The organism is Novosphingobium sp. MMS21-SN21R (assembly GCF_031846015.1).
GTDB lineage: Bacteria > Pseudomonadota > Alphaproteobacteria > Sphingomonadales > Sphingomonadaceae > Novosphingobium.
Map to the genome: position 1 here is coordinate 1,757,930 of NZ_JAVRDU010000001.1, position 17,595 is coordinate 1,775,524.

Sequence of the window (17,595 nt, forward strand, 5' to 3'; positions counted from 1 at the left end):
ATATGGGGGGCGAGGGGTGGGCGCAATGCACAAAAGCACGAGGGACGAAGACGAGGCGCCATTTCCGGAACGCTTTGGCAAGGGTTGCCGCGCTATGGCAGGTCGGATGGGCTTGCCAGCTTCCTCTTCCACGATACCCTCCGATGGCAGGGATCGTCTCACCGGTTTGCCCGGTGCAGCCGATGCAGCCGCGTGGCTGGGCCGCGCCGGGCAGGGTGGTTTCGTCCATGCCATGTTGGTCGGATTGCACCGCTTCCGTTCCGTCAATCTGGCGTATGGACGCGCGGGCGGCGATTTGGCACTTGCCGAGATAGCCCGGCGAGTCCGTGATTTTGCGAGCGCGGAGATCGGTCCCGACGCTTTCGTCGCGCGGATCGGTGGCGGCGATTTCCTCGTTGCCAGTGCAGGCGCGACCAGCCGCGAGCGGTGGCAGTGGCTGGCCGAGGCGCTTGGCCGCAGCGTGGCCCGGGCGCTGACCATGCATGGCGACGTGCTGCACCTTGCGCCCCGCACGGCATTGCTGCGCGGTCAGCCGGACGAGACAGGCGCGGCCTTGCTCGACCGTCTCGATCAGGCGCTCTCCTCGCTCCAGCAGCAAAGCGGGCGGCGAGTGCTCTGGGCCGATGGTGCCCACCGCGCACGTGGGCGAAGTGCGGCAAGGCTCGAAGCTGACCTCATCGGCGCGATGGCGCGGGACGAAATCGGTCTGGTGTTCCAGCCGCAGTACGCCGTGTCCAGCGGGACGTTGGCAGGCGTCGAGGCTCTGGCCCGGTGGGATCACCCGCAACTGGGGCGGATAGGTGCGGAAACGCTCTTTGCCATAGCCGAGCGGGGGGATCACATCGCGCAGCTATCGCGGCATATCGCGCGCCGTGCCTTGACGATTGCGGCGGAGTGGCAACCTGCCTTGCCGTTGTCACTCAACGTCACAGCCGAGGATCTGGGCGATGACCGGTTTGCGGACGGCTTTCGGCAACTGCTGACGGATTCCGGGTTCCTGCCGACCATGTTGACGCTCGAGGTTACCGAACACGCTCTCGTTGCCGACTTTGCGCGGTCGGCGGAGATGCTCAGCGAACTCGCCAGTCTGGGCGTTCGCATCGCGCTTGATGACTTCGGCACCGGCTACGCCAATTTCCGTACGCTCAAGGCCTTGCCTGTGGACACGCTCAAGCTCGATGCCTCGCTCGTCCGCGATATTGACCATGACCCCCGTGACCGCGCGATCCTGCGGGCGATTGTCGCAATGGCGCGAGCGTTGGGGCTGAAAGTGGTGGTCGAGGGGATCGAACGCGAAAGCCAGTTGGCCATTCTGGCGCAAGAGAACTGCGACACGTTCCAGGGCTTTCTGCGGGCCGGGCCGCTGCCGGCCGACGCCATCACCGAAATGCTCGGTTAGGCCGCTTTCCTCGCGCGTCGGGCGATGGCCGACAGGCCTTTGGTCATTTGCACCAGACCGTTCAGGCGCCCTTCCGGCGTGCCCCATGCGCGGGTGATGACCAGCTTGTTGTCCGGGCGCAACTTGGCGATGCCGTTGAGCCGTTCGACATAGCCGATCAGGCCCATCGGATCGGGGAAGCTGTCCTGATGGAAGCTGACCAGTGCGCCCTTTGCACCGACATCGATCTTGGCGATGTTGGCCTCGATCGCCTGGCGCTTGATCTCGATCAGGCGCAGCAGGTTCTGGGTCGGCTGCGGGAGCGGGCCGAAGCGGTCGATCATTTCGGCGGCCAGTGCCTCCACAGCGTCCGCGCCTTCGGCCTCACTCATGCGGCGGTACAGCGCCATGCGCACCGCGAGATCGGGGACGTATTCCTCCGGAATCATGATCGGGGCGTCGACCGTGATCTGGGGGCTGAGCGCATTGCGTTCGCGCGCGAGGCTGATGTCGCCTGCCTTGGCGGCAAGGATCGCGTCTTCGAGCATCGATTGGTAAAGTTCGAAGCCCACTTCCTTGATGTGGCCCGATTGCTCGTCGCCCAGCAGGTTGCCCGCGCCGCGCAAGTCGAGATCATGGCTGGCGAGTTGGAAGCCTGCACCGAGGCTGTCGAGATCGCCCAGCACCTTGAGCCGCTTTTCCGCGACTTCGGACAGTGCGGTGTTCTCTGAATGGGTGAGGTAGGCATAGGCGCGGATCTTGCCGCGCCCGACGCGCCCGCGCAGCTGGTAAAGTTGGGCAAGGCCGAACCGGTCGGCGCGGTGAATGACGATGGTGTTGGCCGAAGGAATGTCGATGCCGCTTTCCACGATGGTGGTCGACAGTAGCACCTCGTACTTCTTCTCGTAGAATGCGCCCATGCGGTCCTCGACCTCGGTCGGGCTCATCTGGCCATGTGCCGTGACGAAGCGGACTTCGGGCACGTTCAGGCGCAGCCAGTCCTCCAGATCGGCCATGTCGGCAATGCGCGGCACGATGATGAAGCTCTGCCCGCCGCGCTGGTGTTCGCGTAGCAGCGCCTCGCGCATGACCATGTCGTCCCACGGCATCACATACGTGCGGGTGGCAAGGCGATCGACCGGCGGGGTCTGGATGGTGGACAGTTCGCGCAAGCCCGACATTGCCATCTGCAGCGTGCGCGGGATCGGCGTCGCGGTCAGCGTCAGGACGTGGACGTCGGCCTTCAGCTCCTTGAGCTTTTCCTTATGGGTCACGCCGAAGCGCTGTTCCTCGTCCACGACGACGAGGCCGAGCCGCTTGAACTCGATGCTCTTGGCGAGGAGGGCATGAGTGCCGATGACGATGTCCATCGTGCCTGCAGCAAGGCCAGCCTTGGTTTCCGCCGCTTCCTTTGCAGGCACCAGCCGCGAAAGCCGCCCTATGTTCAGGGGGAAGCCCTTGAAGCGCTCGACGAAATTGGTGAAATGCTGGCGCGCGAGTAGTGTGGTCGGCGCCACGACCGCCACCTGCATCCCCGCCATGGCCGCCACGAATGCCGCGCGGAGAGCGACCTCGGTCTTGCCGAAGCCGACATCGCCGCAGACAAGCCGGTCCATCGGCTTGCCGCCCGCCATGTCTGACAGCACATCGTCGATCGCGCGTTCCTGATCGTCGGTTTCTTCCCACGGGAAACGGTCGACGAAGGGGCCGTAGCTGGCAGGGTCGACCGGGAGGATCACGCCCTCGCGCAGTGCGCGGTGTGCGGCGGTGGCCATGAGCTGGCCCGCCATCTCCAGAATGCGCTCGCGCATCCGCGCCTTGCGCCGTTGCCATGCCTCGCCGCCGAGCTTGTCCAGTCCGACGCCCTCGGCATCCGAGCCATAGCGCGAAAGCACGTCGAGATTTTCAACCGGGATGTAAAGCTTGTCGCCGCCTGCATATTCGAGCTGCACGCAATCGTGCGGGCTGTCGCCCACAGCGATTGCCTCAAGCCCGACATAGCGGCCAATGCCGTGGTCCATGTGGACCACAAGGTCGCCCGGCGTCAGCGCAGACAGTTCGGCGAGGAACGCGTCTGCACTCTTGCGCTTCTTTTTTCGCCGGACCAGCCGGTCGCCCAGAATGTCCTGCTCGGTCAGCAGTTCGAGTTCGGCGTTGGCAAAGCCCTGATCGAGCGGCAGCACCACCGCGACCGGCTTGCCCGTTGCGGCGAGGCCCAGCGCTTCCTGCCAGGTGTCGGCCATGAGAGGCACGACCTTGCCCGCTTCTGCGAGAAGCGATGCAAGGCGCGAGCGCGAGCCGGCACTGTAGGCCGCGATGATAGGCTTGAGGCCGCGCGTGCCAAGCGCGGCGAGGTACTTCGACGCCGCTTCGTAGATGTTCGTGCCGCCGCTGGTCGCAGCCGCGCGTTCTGGCGTGAAATCGTGCGCAGAGGCGAACGCGAAATCGATGACCTGTTTTGATTCCGGCTCGGCAAACAGTGTGGTGCGGTGGACCGGCCAGCCCAGCAGCGCACGGTCGATCTCGTCGCGCGAAAGATACAGTGCGGTTTCGGAGAGCGGGCGATAGCTGCCCGGTGCCTTCGATGAACTGTCGAGCCGCGACTGGTGGTAGTCGATAATGTCGGCAATGCGCTGCTCGGTTGCCTTGGCCGCCGAACCGTCGATCAGGACGAGGTCGTCCTCGCCCAGATGGTCGAACAGCGTGACCAGCCGGTCTTCGAACAACGGGAGCCAGTGCTCCATGCCCGCCAGACGCCGACCATCGCTGATCGCCTGATAGAGCGGATCGCCGGTGGCATTGGCGCCGAACTGCTCGCGGTAGCGGCTGCGGAACCGTTTGATGCTGTCTTCATCGAGCAGCGCTTCGCTGGCAGGCAGCAGCAAATGCGTCTCGACCGGCTGCACCGAGCGCTGCGTGTTCGGATCGAACAGCCGCAGCGTTTCCAGTTCATCCCCGAAGAAATCGAGGCGCAGCCCGTGATCGAGCCCGGACGGGAAGATGTCGAACACCGACCCGCGCACCGCGTATTCGCCCGCGTCGACCACCGTATCTGTGCGCGAATAGCCCTGCCGCTGGAGCAGAGCGATCAGGCTTTCGCGGCCGATTTCCGCGCCCGGCGAAAGCAGGCGGGTGGATTCGCGGATACGGAATGGCGTGAGCACGCGCTGCAGCACGGCGTTGATCGTGGTGACCAGCAGTTGCGGCCCGGTCTGCTTGTGCTGCAGCTTCTGCAATGCAGCCAGACGGCGCGCGCTGACCGACAGCGCGGGTGAGGCACGGTCGAACGGCAGGCAGTCCCAAGCGGGAAATTCGATGACCTCAAGATCGGGCGCAAAGAACGGCGCGCCATCGACAATCGACCGCATCGCCGCCTCGTCGGGAGCGATGAACACCGCGCGGCCCCTTGCGGCGCGCGCAAGGTCGGCCAGCACAAGCGGCTGCGCGCCACGCGCGACCGAAGACAAGGTGAGCGGCGTTGTGGCCGAAAGGATGCGATTGAGATCGGGCATGGCGGACGGTCTAACGCGCGAGGATCGGATTCAGCGCGGAATTTCGACGTAATCCAGCTTGCGCATGGCGTCCATCATTGCGCCCTGGTATTTGTCGGGCACGTCCTGCGTGCCGAGCGCCCAAGCCATGATCTCGACGTCGTCTTCCTCGATCAGTTCTTCGAACCACGTCACTTCGGCAGCGGACCACTGAGCGTGGAAACGGTCGAAGAAGCAGCCGATCATGTAATCGGCCTCGCGCGTGCCGCGATGCCACGCACGGAAGTGGATGCGGCGCATGTAGGCGGGATCGAAAGGTGCAGCGGCGGTCATGGCACAAGCCGTTAGGCGTTTCCGGGCGCGGAAACAAGGCGACATGACCCACACGAAAAGGCATCCCGGCGCTCGCGCCGAGATACCTTTCGTTGAGCCATCCGCCTACTTGCTCCGCAGCGCCGCCAGGATCTGCGCAGGCTGCCGGTCCATGAAGTCCTTCGCCAGTTCGCCGATCACGGCGTTCTGCACGGCCTTGCTGTAGTGATGGCGCAGTTCGCCCAAGGTGCGCGGCGGCGCGATCACCACGAGCTTTTCGATCTTGTGGTCCTGCACCTGCCGGTTCAGCCATTCGCCAACTGCGGCGGCATGGGCGTCTTCGTCGCGCTGGTTGCCGGACGGGTTGGCCGAGCTGATCTGATGACGACCGCCCGAACCGTGGTTTGTCTCGGCCAGTTCCGGGGTGGGCAACACGGTCAGTTCCGGCTCTGCTTCGGTGCCGCCGTTGCGCAGGATCTGCCAGTCCTCGCCATCGACAAGGGCAATGACGGCACCATGGGGGATCAACATCGTATCAGACTCCTGTTTTACGTTCTGGCTGAACGGATGAAGCGCAGACTTGGCACCACCTTCCATGCGCTCGGTCAAAATTGCCGTGAATTTCGCGCGTGCTGCCATTGGCGAAACCGCCTTGTTCCGCCTATGTCCGCGCGATGCGTCCCGATGTGCTCAATCCGCTGTTTGCCGAATCCGGCAGCCTCAAAGGTGTGGGGCCGGGGCTGGCGCGTCCGTTGGAGAAGCTGGGGCTGACCCGGGCCAAGGATCTCGCCTACCACCTGCCCGACCGCTTTGTGGCGCGCCGCGCGGTCGGCAATCTTGATGAAGCGGGCGTCGGCGAGCAGATCGTGATTGCGCTGACCGCGCGTGACTACAAACAATCCGCCGGGCGCGGGCCGTTCCGGGTGATGGCCGAGGATGCGGCGGGCAACTACGTGGCGATCACCTATTTCGGGCGCGCCGCCTATTCGGGCAAGAAGCAGCTGCCGCTCGGCGAAAGACGCTGGGTGGCGGGGAGGCTCGATCAGTTCGGACAGACCTGGCAGATCGTCCACCCCGACCATGTCAGCGAAGACAGCGCCGGGATGCTGGGCCAGCTGAACGAGCCGGTCTACCCGCTGTCCGAAGGCCTTACGCAGGGGCGCGTGCAGGCGTTGGTGCAGCAGGCGCTTGCCGGTCTGCCGCAGCTTCCCGAATGGATCGAACCGGGGTTAGCTGCCAAGATGGACTGGCCGCGCTGGCACGAGGCGCTGCCGCTGGCGCACAAGGCCCAGAATGTGCTGGCGCGCGACCGTCTCGCCTATGACGAGCTGCTCGCTAACAGCCTCGCGCTCATGCTGGTGCGTGAGAGCAATCGCAGCAGGCAGGGGACGCCGCTCCACGGCGACGGGCATTTGCGCGCCAAGCTCAACCTGCCGTTCGCGCTGACCGGCGCGCAAACGCGTTCGATTGCCGAAATTGAAGGAGATGTGGCGCAAGGCGCGCCGATGCTGCGCCTGCTGCAGGGTGATGTCGGCTCGGGGAAGACTGCCGTCGCGCTCCATGCCATGCTGATCGCAGTGGAGGCTGGCTGCCAGGCGGCGCTGCTTGCGCCCACGGAAATTCTCGCTCGGCAGCACGCCGAAACGCTGACCCGTATGGCCGCAGGGACTGGCGTGACCATCACGCTGCTCACCGGGCGCGACAAAGGCAGGGCGCGCGAATCGATCCTGATGGGGCTGATCGACGGCAGCATCGACATATGCGTCGGCACCCACGCGATCTTTCAGGACACGGTTGCCTACCGCAATCTCGCCCTGGTGGTGATTGACGAGCAGCACCGCTTCGGTGTCGGCCAACGCCTGATGCTGACGCAGAAAGCGAAGCGTACGCCGCATTGCCTCGCCATGACGGCAACGCCGATCCCGCGCACGCTGACGCTGGCGCAGTACGGCGAGATGGACGTCTCGCGGCTCGATGAGATGCCGCCGGGACGGCAGGCGATCGATACGCGGGTGATAGCAATCGAGCGGATGGGCGATGTTGTCGACGGTATCGGACGCCATATTGCCAAGGGCGCTCAGGCCTATTGGGTCTGTCCGATGGTGCGGGAGCTCGAGACCGAGGATATTGCCGCCGCCGAAGCACGCCACGCGGCGCTGAAGGAGCGGTTTGGCGATACCGTGGTCATGGTCCACGGCCAGATGCGGCCTGAGGCCAAGGATGCCGCAATGGAGCAATTCTCGCGCGGGGAGGCCAAGGTGCTCGTCGCCACGACAGTGATCGAGGTGGGCGTCGATGTGCCCAATGCCACGCTGATGGTGATCGAGCAGGCCGAGCGGTTCGGCCTGGCCCAGCTTCACCAGTTGCGCGGGCGGGTGGGACGGGGCAGCCAGCAATCGACGTGCCTGCTCCTGCGCGGTGAGGCTCTGTCTGAAACCGGGCGGGAGCGCCTTGCCCTGATGCGCGAAACGCAGGACGGGTTTCGCCTTGCCGAAGAGGATTTGCGGTTGCGCGGAGGCGGTGAACTGCTCGGCACCCGTCAGTCAGGGGACACGCCGTTCAAGGTCGCTGATTTTGAGCAGATCGCCCGGTTGTTGCCACTGGCGCACGACGACGCTCGGTTGCTCATGGAGCGAGATGGCGGGCTGTCGTCGCCCCGCGGGGAAGCGGCGCGGCTTCTGCTCTATCTGTTCGAGCGCGACTGGGGCGTTCAGCTTTTGCGAGGCGGATAATGAGAGGGCAGGGCGGCGCGAAAAGGGGGAAAACGCGCCGCCCGCTCCCTGGAACCTACTTGTGGAACTTACTTGCTACCCTTCTTGCCTGACGCACTCTTTGTGGCGTCGGAAAATTGCTCTGCGGTCATGCCGATAACGAGGCCGCTGTCACCCTTGGCCACAGACGTCTTGGGCAGTTTCACCCGGGCCTTGCCTGTATCGAGCACGAAGTCGGTTTCGGTGACTTCGCCGACCTTGCCAAGCACGGTTGCGCCATCAGATGCGCGGACTTCAGTCCCGGCAACGAGCGATGCCGAAAGGGCCGCTGCAGCGTCGGCACCCGCCTTCTCGGCTGCTGCATCCAACTGCTCGCGGGTCAGACCCAGCACTGGGCCTTTTGGTCCTGCGCTGAGCGTGGTCAGCGCCATGGTCGCGGTGTTCTTTCCGGTGTCGATCACGAAGTTCGTGGCATCGACGCTTTTGATGGTGCCCACCTCCATGCCGGCTGCGTCATAGACGGTGGCGCCGGCAGTGATGGATGCTGTCGCGCCGGCGGTTGCTGCAGGGGCAGGCGAGGCTTGATCCTGAGCAGCCGCAACGGTCGCGGTGAATGCGAGCGGTGCCGTACAGGCAATGAGAAATCCGAGAGTCCTGTTCACGATTGCGATCCTTGTTGTTGTTGTCTGAATTCGTTCAACAACAATGGGATGCAGGTTCGTTCAATACCATGTGGGTTGCGATGAATGCGCCTCTAATCGCGGCTGGTTGAACCACGAAAACGGTTCACCGGCCGCGAATATTCGCTTCGTCGCCACCAACCTTCAGGTGCTCTCCTCGGCATCGACGAAGTTCATGTCTGACGCGGGAAGGTCGTCTTCCTTGACGAGTTCGCGCAATTCCTTCTCGCGGTCCAGCATCTCGTCCAGCATCGCCACCAGATCGATGTCGGCCCGGCGCGCTTGATCGAATACGCCTTTGGTTTTCTGCTCCTCTTCCTTGTGATGGTGCTCCATCTGCTCGCCAAGGACCTGCAGTTTAGGACCAAACGAATCCGCGTCGGTGCCGGGCGAAAGCACGTCATTGATCAGCAGTTTGCCGGTGTCGTGCTCGACTAGGCCTTCAGTGATCTTGTCGTCGTCGCCTTTGCCGCGCAGGGCAGAATAGAGAAACTCTTCCTCCAGCAGCATGTGGATCTTGACGAGATTGGCCACCTGCACGCCAAGGCGGCGTTTTTCCGCGCCATCGGCCTTGTTCACCTTTTCGAACAGGGCTTCGATCCGGTCGTGATCGGCTTCGAGCTTGGCGATGGCGTCTTTGTAGGTGTGGGACATGGGAACACTCCGGCACGAGTTGCGTGCAGGCTGAAACCACAAAGGCCGCCGACGTTCCCGCCAGCGGCCTTGAATACCTTGTCAGAGGTGGATGTTGGTCGGGGAAAGAGGATTCGAACCTCCGGCCCCTGCCTCCCGAAGACAGTGCTCTACCAGGCTGAGCTATTCCCCGACCGATCCGCCGCCGGTTACCCGGCAGCAAGGCAGGGGCGCCCTATACGGGGCGGTTCCCGCACTGGCAAGCGGGCAGCCGCAAGTTTTTTCACAGCCCATTTTTTGCGCGATTGCGCGTGGACGGATAGAAGCAAACCATGTCCACCGTTATCGATTCCGGCCGCCATCACGAATGGCAATACCTCGATCTCATGCGCCGCATCTGGAACGAGGGTGACGAACGGACCGACCGGACCGGCGTCGGCACGCGCTCTGTATTCGGCGCGCAGTTGCGGTTCGATCTGTCTGATGGCCGGATGCCGCTGCTCACTACCAAGCGGGTGTTCTGGAAAACCGCCACGCGTGAATTCCTGTGGTTCCTCACTGGCGACACCAACATCCGCAAGCTGTGCCAGCAGGGCGTGCAGATCTGGACCGACTGGCCGCTCGACAAGTATCGCAAGGCCACCGGCGAGGCGATTTCGCGCGAGGCCTTTTCCGCGCGGATCGTTGAGGACGCGGACTTTGCTGCGGAGTGGGGCGACCTCGGCCCGGTCTATGGCAAGCAATGGGTTGATTGGCCGGTTTATGAACCAGCGGGCGAGGGGCTTTTTCGCCAGCGCGCACAGGGCGTGAATCAGGTCGCCGACGTAGTGCAATCGCTGCGCACCAATCCCGGCAGCCGCCGCCATATCGTCGAGGGCTGGAACGTGGCGGAGCTTGACCAGATGGCGCTGCCGCCGTGCCACAAGACCTATCAGTTCCACGTCAGCGGGAATCGACTGAACGGACTGCTCTACCAACGCAGCTGCGACGTAGCGCTCGGCCTTCCATTCAATCTGTGGGGAGCTGCGCTGTTCATGCGTTTGCTGGCGCAGCAATGCGATCTGGAACCAGGCGAACTGGTTTGGATGGGTGGCGATACCCACCTTTATCTTAATCACGCCGATCTGGTGGAGGCGCAGCTTGCGCGGGAACCGGATGGCGATCCGCGCCTTGCTATCACGCGGCGGCCCGATAGTATCTTCGGCTACCGGATCGAGGATTTCGAGGTGAGTGGATATGTCCCCCAGGGCCAGTTGAGTGCTCCCGTGGCCGTCTGATCTCCCTGATTGACTCGGAAAGGCGCGTGAAATAAAATAACACGTGTCTAGAATAATGCGTCGTATCGCTTTCGGGTATGAACCGATGCGGGAGGCGCGGGAGAGTCATCAGATGCAGGCGTTCAAGTCATGACGGCAAAGTCGCGCGGCAACCTGCCGCCGCTGTCGCTCCACGTCCCCGAGCCGAAATTTCGGCCCGGCGACGTTGTCGACTATTCGCATATCCAGATCCCGCCGGCAGGCGCGCAAGCCCGCCCTGACGAGCAGTGCACTGCGTCCGACACGCACCCGCTCTGTCTCGATCTCGTCCGCGTGCTGGGCGAAGATCATCGCGCGGTCGGACCGTGGGACCCGAAGCTGGACGCCGAAACCTTGCGCCGCATGTTGCGCACCATGGCGCTGACCCGGGCGTTCGATGACCGCATGTATCGCGGTCAGCGGCAGGGCAAGACCAGCTTCTACATGAAATGCACTGGCGAAGAGGCGACCTCGGTCGCGCCCGCCATGGCGCTTGCCGCTGATGACATGGTGTTCCCCAGCTACCGCCAGCAGGGCATCTTGATTTCGCGCGGCTATCCGCTGGTCGAGATGATCAACCAGATCTATTCGAACCGCGCCGACAAGCTGAAGGGCCGTCAGCTGCCGATCATGTATTCAGCACGCGACTACGGCTTCTTCACCATCTCGGGCAATCTCGCCACGCAGTATCCGCAAGCCGTGGGCTGGGCGATGGCCAGCGCGATAAAGGGCGACACCCGCATCGCCGCCACCTGGATCGGCGAAGGTTCGACTGCCGAAGGTGATTTCCACTCGGCGATGACGTTCGCGGCCGTCTACAACGCTCCGGTCATCTTCAATGTCGTCAACAACCAGTGGGCCATTTCCAGCTTCTCCGGCTTTGCAGGAGCGGAACGCGCCACTTTTGCCGCCCGTGCCATCGGCTATGGCATTGCCGGCATCCGCGTGGACGGCAACGATCCGCTTGCGGTCTATGCCGCGACCGAATGGGCCGCCAACCGCGCCCGTTCGAACGCTGGCCCCACTTTAATCGAACATTTCACTTATCGCGCCGAGGGGCACTCCACTTCGGACGATCCGGCGCAGTACCGTTCGGCGCAGGAGCGTGAGGAATGGCCGCTCGGCGATCCCATCAATCGCCTGAAGCAGCACCTGATTGCGCTCGGGGAATGGTCTGAAGAACAGCAAGCCGCAATGGACCGCGAACTGGTCGATCAGGTCAAGTCCGCCACCAAGGAAGCCGAGAAGAACGGCATCCTTGGCCACGGTCTGCACCATCCGTTCCACACCATGTTCGAGGACGTCTTCGAGGAATTGCCGTGGAACCTCAAGGAACAGAGCGAGCAGGCAATCCGCGAACGCAGGATAAAGTGGCCCGAATGGAAAGACGCATGACCTACGAAGAATCCCCGGTCAGCCTTTCCGAGGCTCCGACCCGCCGTCTCAACATGATCGAGGCGATCAACGACGCGCTCGACATCATGATGGAGCGCGACCCCAACGTCGTCGTGATGGGCGAGGATGTCGGCTATTTCGGCGGCGTGTTCCGCGCCACCGCCGGTCTGCAGAAGAAGCACGGCAAGACCCGCGTGTTCGATACGCCCATCAGCGAATGCGGCATCATCGGCGTGGCGGTGGGTATGGGCGCTTATGGCCTGCGCCCCGTGCCCGAAATTCAGTTTGCCGACTACATCTATCCCGGCCTTGACCAACTCGTGTCGGAAGCGGCGCGCTTGCGCTACCGCTCGGCGGGGGAATTCATTGCGCCGATGACCGTACGCTCACCATTTGGCGGCGGCATCTTTGGAGGCCAGACCCACAGTCAGAGCCCCGAGGCGATGTTCACGCATGTCGCAGGCCTCAAGACCGTGGTGCCAAGCAACCCGCACGATGCCAAGGGCCTGCTGATCGCCGCGATCGAGGACAACGATCCGGTGATCTTCTTCGAACCCAAGCGCATCTACAACGGCCCGTTCAACGGTTACTATGATAAGCCGGTCGAGCCGTGGTCCCGCCACGCCGACAGCGTGGTGCCCGAAGGTTACTACTCTATCCCGCTGGGCAAGGCGCGCATCGTTCGTCCGGGCAACGCTTTCACCGTTCTGGCTTACGGCACGATGGTCCACGTCGCCGCTGCCGTCTGCGCAGAAAAGGGCGTCGATGCCGAAATCATCGACTTGCGCACGCTCGTTCCGCTCGACATCGAGACTGTGGAGAAGTCGGTGGAAAAGACCGGCAAATGCCTGATTGTCCACGAAGCAACACGCACGTCAGGCTTCGGCGCGGAATTGTCCGCGCTGGTGCAGGAGCGCTGCTTCTACCACCTCGAAGCCCCGATCGAGCGCGTGACAGGCTTCGACACGCCTTATCCGCATAGCCTCGAATGGGCCTATTTCCCCGGCCCGGTCCGCATCGGCGAGGCCATCGACCGTCTGACGAAAGCCTGAAGCCATGGGAACCTATACATTCCGCTTGCCCGATATCGGCGAAGGCATCGCAGAGGCTGAAATCGTTGCGTGGCATGTCAAGATCGGTGATCGCATCGAGGAAGACGACCGCGTCGCCGACATGATGACCGACAAGGCCACTGTCGAGATGGAAAGCCCGGTCTCGGGCATCGTCGTTCAGGTGGCGGGGGAAGTTGGTGATGTCATCGCCATCGGCTCGGCGCTGGTGGTGATCGAGACCGAGGGGGAAGGGGAGGCAGCAGCGCCCGCTCCCAAGGCAGAGGCCGTAACCCAGCGCATCGACGCGGAGACGCCCGACGCCGGCGACGTAGCCAATGTCGAGGTCAGCGCGGGTCCTTCGACAAGCTCAGGACGAACGGATTTTGCTGATCGATCTGACCCCGTGGAGCCTGATGAGCCTTCGGCTGAAAGCACCACAGAGGCATCGAAAGCCGCTCCACTCCGCACATCCGTTCGTGCTGAACCTGTCGTAGCGCGCGCGCCAGCCCCAGCCCCAGCCCCAGCCCCTGCGCCAAGGCCTGCCCCGAAGTCTGGCGCGAAAGTCCTCGCTAGCCCGGCGGTCCGCCAGCGCGCGCACGATCTGGGCATAGATCTGTCCGAAGTCCGCCCGTCCGAGGAAGGGCGTATCCGCCACGCCGACCTCGATCAGTTCCTCGCCTACAATGCCACGGGCGGCTACCGCGCAGCGGGCGCCGAGCGCGGTGACGAGACGATCAAGGTTATCGGCATGCGACGCCGCATTGCCGAGAACATGGCCGCGTCCAAGCGCAACATCCCGCACTTCTCCTATGTCGAGGAATGTGATGTCACGGCGCTTGAACTGATGCGCGAGCAACTCAATGCCAGCCGTGGTGACAAACCCAAGCTGACGCTGCTTCCGCTGCTGATCACCGCAATCTGTCGCGCCCTGCCGCAATTCCCCATGATCAACGCCCGGTATGATGACGAAGCCGGTGTGGTCACGCGTTATGGGGCGGTCCATCTGGGCATGGCCGCGCAGACGCCAGCGGGCCTCATGGTCCCGGTGATCCGCAACGCGCAAAGCCTTAACTTGTGGCAACTTGCGCGCGAGATCGTCCGTCTTGCCGAGGCGGCGCGCAGTGGTTCGGCCAAGTCCGATGAACTGTCCGGCTCAACGTTGACGATTACCTCGCTCGGACCGCTAGGCGGTATCGCTACGACCCCGGTGATCAACCGTCCGGAAGTCGCCATCATCGGCCCGAACCGCATCGTCGAACGTCCGATGTTCGTCCCGGACGGCATGGGCGGTGAGCGGATCGAAAAGCGCAAGCTGATGAACATCTCGATCAGCTGCGATCACCGCGTGGTTGACGGGCACGATGCGGCAAGCTTTGTTCAGGCAGTGAGGAAGCTGATCGAGACGCCTGTGCTGTTGCTGGCGGAGTGATGGTCAGCTGAGGTTCGGAGGTCCAGGTGCCCCAATTCGAATCCCGCATCGACGATCATATTGCCAAGGCAGGTGACTTCGCCCGACCGATCCTCGAACATTTCCGTGCGGCGGTGCATCGCATCGTCCCGGAATGTGAGGAGGCAATCAAATGGGGCATGCCGCATTTCACGCTGGCTGGCCGCAACATGGCAGGCATGGCGGCGTTCAAGAAGCACGTGTCGATTTTCTTCCATCACGACGAACAGGCTGGCGGCACGGGCAAATTCCGTCAGATCAAATCGGTTGAGGATCTGCCGCCTGTTGACGAACTGGAGGGAAAAATCCGCGCTGCGGTCGAGCGGCTGGCCAAGCCTGCGGCATCGCCTGAAAAGGCTGCCCCGAAGCCGGTGCCGACAATGCCACAACCGTTCGCGGAGGCCCTTGCTGGGTCTGGGCTGGTTGAACGGTTCGAGGCCATGCCGGCAGGCTATCGCCGCGAATACATTGAATGGGTCGCCGAAGCGAAAACAGATGCCACGCGCGACAAGCGCATCGCGCAGTCGGTGGAATGGATCGGCGAGGGCAAGCACCGCAACTGGAAGTATCAGAAGTGCTGACCGGTCAGCGCACCACGCCGCGATAGGTCAGTTGGCCGCTACCGCGCTGCGCCTGTGTGCCGGGCACGCGCCAGCGCAAGTGGGTGACGTCCTCAGGCGTCGCCATGCGCAAATCGCCGCCTGAATCGCGCACGGTCAGGTCTTCCATCCGGCCCCAGTTGCGCCCGCCATCGACCGAGACTTCCTGTTTGCCATCGACGCTCCGTTGAAACGCGACCGAACGCGGCATCGGATTGGTCACGGTGAATTCGCGGCCGCGCTGTACTGTCCAGTTCACCACGAATATCACGCGGTCACCGGGGCGCAAGCGTTCGGCGCGTTCAAGGACGCGGGCAGACCGGCCCCCCGGAGCGCTGACGAAGCGTTCGACAAATACGTCGCTGGCAAAGCGCACGGCGTCAGCCGCCTGGGCTGTCATCGGGGTGCAAAGGGCCACCGCGCTGCTTGCGCCCAGAACAATCGAACGTGCTACCATGGATATGCCCCCGCACGCGAACCTTGCATGCAGCAGTCTTGTCGCAAACAAGCGCTAAAGCGTGGTTAACGGCGCGAAACCATGTTTTTTGCGAGGACTGCAAAATGCTGCACGAACAGCGTTGACAGCCCTGTGCCGCTGTCATAGAGGCGGCGCTCCCAAGGGTGAGCGGGTGTAGCTCAGTTGGTTAGAGTATCGGCCTGTCACGCCGAGGGTCGCGGGTTCAAGTCCCGTCACTCGCGCCATTGGGAAGATAAAAAAGGCGCCTCCGGGCGCCTTTTTCTTTGCTTGCACGCCGCAGAAAAAATTCCTTGGCCCATTGTGTTGACAGCCCGAACGACCTGCCATAGAGGCGCGGCTCCCCAAGGGGCGAGCGGGTGTAGCTCAGTTGGTTAGAGTATCGGCCTGTCACGCCGAGGGTCGCGGGTTCAAGTCCCGTCACTCGCGCCACCTTGGGGAATTTTCCCTATAATCCAAACTATTGCGGGCGAGCGTTAAAGCTTGGCCTCAGCCCCAGCGGCCGGTTTCCATCCAGATCAGGAAGCGCCGCAGCGGCAGCAGCCAGACGGTGCCCAGTACGATATAAACGAGCGTCTGCACGAGCACGTGCCAGCCGCCGATCACGCCCGCCAATGACGCGACGCCAAAAGCATAGATGGCCAGCGCCGCCACCAGCAACAGAATGCCCACCGGCTTGCGCCATGTCGGTTGATAATCCTGCTTCATTCCTGCGCCTCCCAGGGACCGTAGATTCGTGTTGGCGTTACCACGGCGTGCAGGGGCCAGTCATGCGCCTCACGGGGCAGGTCGCCCGCCAGTTGGCAATCCCATGCGAGACCTATCGGCAGCGCGCCCGGATGTGCCTCCAACCAGCGGTCATAGTGCCCGCCACCCTGGCCCAATCGCGCGCCATCTGCGGTGAAGCCCACCAGCGGCACAAACAGAACATCGGGCACGATCTCGGGTGCGTCGGCACCGGGCTGCACGATTCCCGACCACGGTCCCGGCACGAGAATGTCGTCGAGCCACGGCGAGACCCATTCCCGAAACGTCATTGGCGAATTGCGGTTTTCGAACCACGGCAGCGCGATCTTGTGCCCCGCTTCGTGGAAGTGCTGCGCGTATGCAAGCGTGGGCGCTTCATCCGGTGCCGCAACATAGACCGCCACTGTTGCGCCTGGGGGCACCAGCGCCGTAACCGGTGATGGCGGACGCTTGAACATCAGGGCCATGAAGCGGGCATCGAGCGCGGCCACATGGGTCTTTCGCCGTGCCCGCAGGTCTTTGCGCAGGCCGGCTTTGGCTTCTGCATCGGTCAGGTCCAAGCCATGCTCCTGGTCGGATTGCGGGGGGAGGGGTGACGGGCCCACCATGGGTCGTTAGCTCGGAAAATCCTCTGACGCCTCGACGTCAGGTGGGGACCGCTTACCCGGGACCAGGGTCCCAGGCAGGGGCAGCCCCCTTGGATTGCTTATAGCCTCAGGGATATTCATGCGGCTCGTGCCGGGCAGGTCCGTCGCCTGTCTATTTAGGCGCTTACGGGTCCTTGCTCAAGGGCTGCGCCAAGTTTTTCCAGCCGCTCGGCCAGGGCGTTGACGCGCGCGATGATGGCATCGTCAATTTCGGGGGCAGGAGTTGCCTGTGCAATCGGCTCGACCGGGCTGGCTGATGCAGGTGCCTGCCGGTGGGCATCGTGCAATTCGTCGGCCAGCATAAGGGCGGCAAACAGCAACATGCGGGTCTCGCTCTGCGCCCCGCTCATCTTGCGGGTGCGTTCCTCGACCATGCGGCCCAGCATCTCGATATGCGTTTCCTCGCCCTCGGCGCAGGATACGGCGAAGTTCCGGCCACCTATCGGCAGGTTCACATTGCTCATTTGGGGAGCCCCGCCAGAAGCAGATCCAGCTGGCGCAATTCCTGCGCAACCGTGTCCTTAAGCTTGCGATGCCGCACTTTCAGGATCGCCAGTGCCTCGTCGGCCTCGCCATCGGAGCCGTTCTTCTGCGTGACCGCCGTTTCCACGCGCGTGAGCGCCTGTTCGAGCCGGTCCAACGCGCCATTCAATGCTTCAGTCGCCATGGGCACGAACGCTACCACATTGGCCGCTTATCGCAACCGCAAGGCGCTCGATCTCAATAGACAACG

17 protein-coding genes and 3 tRNA genes are annotated in these 17,595 nt (G+C 63.4%); 9 read left to right on the forward strand and 11 right to left on the reverse strand.

Annotation, left to right across the window (positions count from 1 at the left end; translation table 11 throughout):
• Window positions 1–112 precede the first annotated feature (112 nt).
• Window positions 113–1,399: a bifunctional diguanylate cyclase/phosphodiesterase gene (locus RM192_RS08490; RefSeq protein WP_311507106.1), complete on the forward strand. Its 1,287-nt coding sequence runs from the start codon at window positions 113–115 to the stop codon at window positions 1,397–1,399.
• On the opposite strand, the gene mfd is transcribed toward RM192_RS08490, so the two are convergent.
• The 3 genes from mfd to RM192_RS08505 form a co-directional block, all read right to left on the reverse strand.
• Window positions 1,396–4,890 carry a transcription-repair coupling factor gene (mfd, locus tag RM192_RS08495; protein WP_311507107.1) on the reverse strand — a complete coding sequence of 1,165 codons (3,495 nt, stop codon included), beginning with the start codon at window positions 4,888–4,890 and terminating at the stop codon, window positions 1,396–1,398. The two genes, RM192_RS08490 and mfd, sit on opposite strands and share 4 nt — an antisense overlap.
• A gap of 30 nt (window positions 4,891–4,920) precedes the next feature.
• Window positions 4,921–5,202 carry a succinate dehydrogenase assembly factor 2 gene (locus tag RM192_RS08500; RefSeq protein ID WP_311507108.1) on the reverse strand — a complete coding sequence of 94 codons (282 nt, stop codon included), beginning with the start codon at window positions 5,200–5,202 and terminating at the stop codon, window positions 4,921–4,923.
• A 105-nt stretch (window positions 5,203–5,307) separates the two neighbouring features.
• Window positions 5,308–5,820, reverse strand: coding sequence for a host attachment protein (locus tag RM192_RS08505; RefSeq protein WP_311507109.1), 513 nt, complete (start codon window positions 5,818–5,820; stop codon window positions 5,308–5,310).
• Window positions 5,821–5,855: 35 nt separating this feature from the next.
• Between RM192_RS08505 and recG the strand changes: the two genes are divergently transcribed.
• On the forward strand, window positions 5,856–7,913 hold the full coding sequence (gene recG, locus RM192_RS08510; RefSeq protein WP_311507110.1) for an ATP-dependent DNA helicase RecG: 2,058 nt from the start codon (window positions 5,856–5,858) through the stop codon (window positions 7,911–7,913).
• Window positions 7,914–7,981: 68 nt separating this feature from the next.
• Here recG and RM192_RS08515 read toward each other — a convergent pair whose 3' ends face one another.
• From RM192_RS08515 to RM192_RS08525, 3 genes are all read right to left on the reverse strand, one after another.
• Window positions 7,982–8,554: a hypothetical protein gene (locus tag RM192_RS08515; RefSeq protein WP_311507111.1), complete on the reverse strand. Its 573-nt coding sequence runs from the start codon at window positions 8,552–8,554 to the stop codon at window positions 7,982–7,984.
• Between the two features lie 162 nt (window positions 8,555–8,716).
• On the reverse strand, window positions 8,717–9,226 hold the full coding sequence (locus RM192_RS08520) for a hemerythrin domain-containing protein (RefSeq protein ID WP_311507112.1): 510 nt from the start codon (window positions 9,224–9,226) through the stop codon (window positions 8,717–8,719).
• Between the two features lie 95 nt (window positions 9,227–9,321).
• A tRNA-Pro gene (locus RM192_RS08525) sits at window positions 9,322–9,398 on the reverse strand.
• Between the two features lie 139 nt (window positions 9,399–9,537).
• On the opposite strand from RM192_RS08525, the gene thyA reads away from it, so the two are divergent.
• From thyA to RM192_RS08550, 5 genes are all read left to right on the forward strand, one after another.
• Window positions 9,538–10,482 carry a thymidylate synthase gene (thyA, locus tag RM192_RS08530; RefSeq protein ID WP_311507113.1) on the forward strand — a complete coding sequence of 315 codons (945 nt, stop codon included), beginning with the start codon at window positions 9,538–9,540 and terminating at the stop codon, window positions 10,480–10,482.
• Window positions 10,483–10,611: 129 nt separating this feature from the next.
• A complete protein-coding gene (locus RM192_RS08535) occupies window positions 10,612–11,895 on the forward strand; it encodes a 3-methyl-2-oxobutanoate dehydrogenase (2-methylpropanoyl-transferring) subunit alpha (RefSeq protein ID WP_311507114.1) in 1,284 nt (427 codons plus the stop codon).
• Window positions 11,892–12,947 (forward strand): alpha-ketoacid dehydrogenase subunit beta, encoded by a 1,056-nt coding sequence (locus tag RM192_RS08540; RefSeq protein ID WP_311507115.1) that lies wholly within the window; start codon window positions 11,892–11,894, stop codon window positions 12,945–12,947. The genes RM192_RS08535 and RM192_RS08540 overlap by 4 nt, the downstream gene beginning before the upstream one ends.
• A gap of 4 nt (window positions 12,948–12,951) precedes the next feature.
• Window positions 12,952–14,376 (forward strand): dihydrolipoamide acetyltransferase family protein, encoded by a 1,425-nt coding sequence (locus RM192_RS08545; protein ID WP_311507116.1) that lies wholly within the window; start codon window positions 12,952–12,954, stop codon window positions 14,374–14,376.
• Window positions 14,377–14,402: 26 nt separating this feature from the next.
• A complete protein-coding gene (locus RM192_RS08550; RefSeq protein WP_311507117.1) occupies window positions 14,403–14,975 on the forward strand; it encodes a YdeI/OmpD-associated family protein in 573 nt (190 codons plus the stop codon).
• A 4-nt stretch (window positions 14,976–14,979) separates the two neighbouring features.
• Here RM192_RS08550 and RM192_RS08555 read toward each other — a convergent pair whose 3' ends face one another.
• A complete protein-coding gene (locus RM192_RS08555) occupies window positions 14,980–15,450 on the reverse strand; it encodes a hypothetical protein (RefSeq protein ID WP_311507118.1) in 471 nt (156 codons plus the stop codon).
• Window positions 15,451–15,618: 168 nt separating this feature from the next.
• Here RM192_RS08555 and RM192_RS08560 point away from each other — a divergent pair.
• Window positions 15,619–15,695 (forward strand) — tRNA-Asp (locus tag RM192_RS08560).
• A 128-nt stretch (window positions 15,696–15,823) separates the two neighbouring features.
• Window positions 15,824–15,900 (forward strand) — tRNA-Asp (locus RM192_RS08565).
• A 57-nt stretch (window positions 15,901–15,957) separates the two neighbouring features.
• Here the strand turns inward: RM192_RS08565 and RM192_RS08570 are convergent.
• The 4 genes from RM192_RS08570 to RM192_RS08585 all read right to left on the reverse strand — a co-directional run bounded on the left by RM192_RS08570 (window position 15,958) and on the right by RM192_RS08585 (window position 17,529).
• Window positions 15,958–16,176: a DUF2842 domain-containing protein gene (locus RM192_RS08570; protein ID WP_311507119.1), complete on the reverse strand. Its 219-nt coding sequence runs from the start codon at window positions 16,174–16,176 to the stop codon at window positions 15,958–15,960.
• Window positions 16,173–16,775, reverse strand: coding sequence for a 5-formyltetrahydrofolate cyclo-ligase (locus RM192_RS08575; RefSeq protein ID WP_311507120.1), 603 nt, complete (start codon window positions 16,773–16,775; stop codon window positions 16,173–16,175). The genes RM192_RS08570 and RM192_RS08575 overlap by 4 nt, the downstream gene beginning before the upstream one ends.
• 203 nt (window positions 16,776–16,978) lie before the next feature.
• Window positions 16,979–17,326 carry a cell division protein ZapA gene (locus tag RM192_RS08580; RefSeq protein WP_311507121.1) on the reverse strand — a complete coding sequence of 116 codons (348 nt, stop codon included), beginning with the start codon at window positions 17,324–17,326 and terminating at the stop codon, window positions 16,979–16,981.
• Window positions 17,323–17,529 carry a hypothetical protein gene (locus tag RM192_RS08585; RefSeq protein WP_311507122.1) on the reverse strand — a complete coding sequence of 69 codons (207 nt, stop codon included), beginning with the start codon at window positions 17,527–17,529 and terminating at the stop codon, window positions 17,323–17,325. Before RM192_RS08585 ends, RM192_RS08580 begins: the two co-directional genes overlap by 4 nt.
• Between the last annotated feature and the right edge of the window lie 66 nt (window positions 17,530–17,595).